2 protein-coding genes are annotated in these 3,165 nt (G+C 75.6%); both read right to left on the minus strand.

Annotation, left to right across the window (positions count from 1 at the left end; translation table 11 throughout):
• Window positions 1–1,533 (minus strand): condensation domain-containing protein (locus tag QSG27_RS28200; RefSeq protein WP_306712084.1); only part of this gene is annotated, 1,533 nt, incomplete at its 3' end.
• The coding region (locus QSG27_RS28205) for an SDR family NAD(P)-dependent oxidoreductase (RefSeq protein WP_306712085.1) at window positions 1,530–3,165 on the minus strand (1,636 nt) is incomplete at its 5' end. The genes QSG27_RS28200 and QSG27_RS28205, both read right to left, overlap by 4 nt.

Here is a 3,165-nt window from a genome sequence, read left to right on the forward strand (position 1 = left end):
GGCCGCTGCCGCGACCAGCGCGTCCCGTTCCCCGGGGGTGACGAGCGGCAGGGCGGAGACCGGCGCGTCGGGCCGCTCCGCCGCCGCCGCGGCCAGCCGGACGAAGCCCTGCGCCAGCCGTTCCATGGTCGCGGCGTCGAACAGGTCGGCGTCGTATTCCAGATGGCCCAGGACGCCGCCGTCCGGCCCGGCCTCCAGCGACAGGTTCAGGTCGAGTTCCGACGCGCCGCCGCCGCTCTCGACCGGACGAACCCGCGCGCCCGCGAAGGACAGCGGCTCCACCGCCGCGGTCTGGAGCACGAACATCGCCTGGAACAGCGGGCCGCGGTTGAGCGCGCGTTCGGGGTTGACCGCCTCGACCACCCGGTCAAAGGGCACCTCCTGGCGGTCGAAGGCGTCCAGGCAGACCGCGCGCAGACGGCGCAGCAGCGTGGCGAAGTCCGGATCGCCGGTCAGGTCGGCGCGCAGCACCAGATTGTTGACGAAGAAACCGACGAGATTCTGCGTCTCCATCCGGTCGCGGCCCCCGGCGGGACAGCCGATGGTCAGCTCGTCCTGGCCGCTCCAGCGCGCCAGCAGGGCGGCGTAGACCGCCAGCAGCGCCATGAAGGGGGTGGCCTGCGCGGCCCGCGCGAGGCGGGTCAGGGACTCCGCCGTGGCCGGCGGCAGAGCGAAGCGCACCATGCCGCCCCGGTCGCCGCGCACCGGCGGGCGCGGGCGGTCCAGCGGCAAGGCGAGGTCGGTCGGCGCGCCGGCCAACCGCTCGCGCCACGCCTCCGCCTGCGCGGTCCGGCGGGCCTCGTCGACGGTGGCGTGCTGCCACGCGGCGACGTCGGCGTATTGCACGGGCAATGGCGGCAGGGCGGCGGGCGCGCCGGTCAACGCCTCGCCATAGAGCGCCGACAGGTCGCGCATCAGCACGCCCATCGACCAGCGGTCGGACACGATGTGGTGCATCGACAGCAGCAGCACCCGCCGTTCCGGCCCCACCCGGACCAGCCGGGCGCGGAAGGGCGGCTCTTCGGCCAGCCGGAAGGGGCGGCGGGCGTCCGCCGCGGCGAGGGCGGCGGGATCGGCGCCGGAAGCCTCTTCTTCCTCCAGGGCGAAGGGGGCGGGGGGAAGCGCCACCATGCAGGGGCCGTCGCCATCGTCGCGGATGACGATGCTCAGAATCCGGTGCCGCGCGGTCAGCCCGGTCAGGGCGCGGCGAAGCGCCCCGGCGTCGAACGGCCCCTCGATCTCCCAGGCCGCCGCCATGACGAAGGCGGTGCCGCCGTCCAGCCGGTCGAGAAACCACAGCCGGCGCTGGTTGGGCGCCAGCGGCACGGGGGCGGACGGGTCGGGCCGCGGGGCCGGCGCCCCCGCCGGACCGCCGAGGAAGGCCAGGATGTCCGCCTTGCGGGCCGCCATCTCCGCCCGCATCTCCGGCGGGACGGCGCCCGCCGGGCCGCGCACCTTCAGCGCGTCGCCCTCGCGGGTCACGCTGACGCCACGGGCGGCCAGGGCGGCCAGCAGGTCCCGAACGCCCGTCACAGCATGAACTCCTCTTCCGTTTCTTCGAAGGCGTCGACGGCTGGCGCGCGCAGGGCGTCGATGCGGGCGGCGAGGTCGGCCAGCACCGGGGCCTCGAACAGCGTGGCGAGCCCGATCTCCACCCCCAGCTCGGCGCGGATGAAGGCCAGCATCTGCATGGCGAGCAGCGAATGCCCGCCGAGCCCGAAGAAGTCCGACGTTCCGTCCACCCGCTCCACCCCCAGCAGCGACCGCCAGCAGCCGGCGAGCCGGGAGAGCGTGGAACCGTCGTCCGTTTGGGTTTCCTCAACCACGGCTGCCGCCGGGGCGGTGTGGCGGGCGAGATCCTCCATCAGGCCGGCGCCGCGGGCGGCCAGCGCCGGCAGGTCGCGGATCGACACGGCCAGCCGCGCGTGCCCGCTCTCCAGAGCGCGGCGGAAGACGGCGACACCCTCCGCCGGGGTCAGCGCCTCGTCGGCGGAGGGGGCCTCATGGCCCCAGCGGCGGTAGGCGGCGACGGTCATGCCGCCGCCGGTCCAGTCGTCCCAGTTGATCGCCTGGGTGAACTGGCCGGTGCGGGCCGTGCGCTCCGCGGCGAACAGGTCGAGGAACTCGTTGCCGCCGGCATAGGCGACCTGACCGAACTTGGCGCCGTAGAGGATGGAGCCGAGCGTCGAGCAGAGCAGCATGAAGTCCAAAGGCGGCCCGTCGGCCAGCAGCCGGTCGAGCACCAGCGTGCCCGCCACCTTGGGCGCCAGAACCGCGTCGGTGTCGGCGCGGGCGCGGGTCTGGATCACCCCGGCGAGGTCGGCGAGGCCGGCGGTGTGGATCACCCCGTGGATGGCGCCGAAGCGCGCCCGCGCCTGGGCGATCACCGCGGCCATGGCCGTCCCGTCGGCCACGTCGGCGGATGCCGCCAGCGCCTCGCCCCCCGCCGCTTCGATGGCCTGGATCAGCCGGTGGCGGGGGTCGGCGGGGTCGGGCGGCAGCGGCGTCCGCCCCACCAGCACCAGCCGCGCCTGGAGCGTCTCCGCCAGATCGCGGGCGATGGCCGCCCCCATCCCGCCGAACCCGCCGGTCACCAGATAGACGCCCCGCGGGCGCAGCCGTGCCGTCCCCTGTCCGGCGGGGGGCAGCGGGGCCGGCGCAATGTCCGGCTGCCAGCGGCGGCGCCCGCGCAGCGCGGTGTGGGGCGCGGTGTCCTCCACCGCCAGCTCGTCCAGAAGACGGGCGTTGTCCAGGCCGGGGGGAATGTCGATGGCGCGGCAGCGGACGCCGGCCTGTTCCAGCGGGATGATCTTGACCGCGCCCAAAGCCGCGGCGGCGGCGGGGTTCAGCGTCTCCTCCCCCGTCACGTCGGCGGTTCCGGAGGTCACCACGTCGATGCGCACGGGTTTCGGCACGGCCTGCGCACCGAGCGCGCGGGCGAGCGCGGTCAGGCTGTGGAAGCCGCGTTCCAGCGCGTCCGTGCCGTCCAGTGTGCCCAGATGGACGATGCGCGCGGGCCGCATGGACAGCAAGGCGCCATGGTCGGTGACGCCGGCCAGCGGCACGGTCGTTACCGCCTCGCCGCGGGCGGCCAGGGCCTCGGCCAGCCGGGCGCCGGTGCCGCCCTGGTCGGTCAGGACGAGCCAGGGGCCGGACAGCGGCGCG

The sequence above is a fragment of the Azospirillum isscasi genome, from assembly GCF_030849505.1.
Classification (GTDB): Bacteria; Pseudomonadota; Alphaproteobacteria; order Azospirillales; family Azospirillaceae; genus Azospirillum; species Azospirillum isscasi.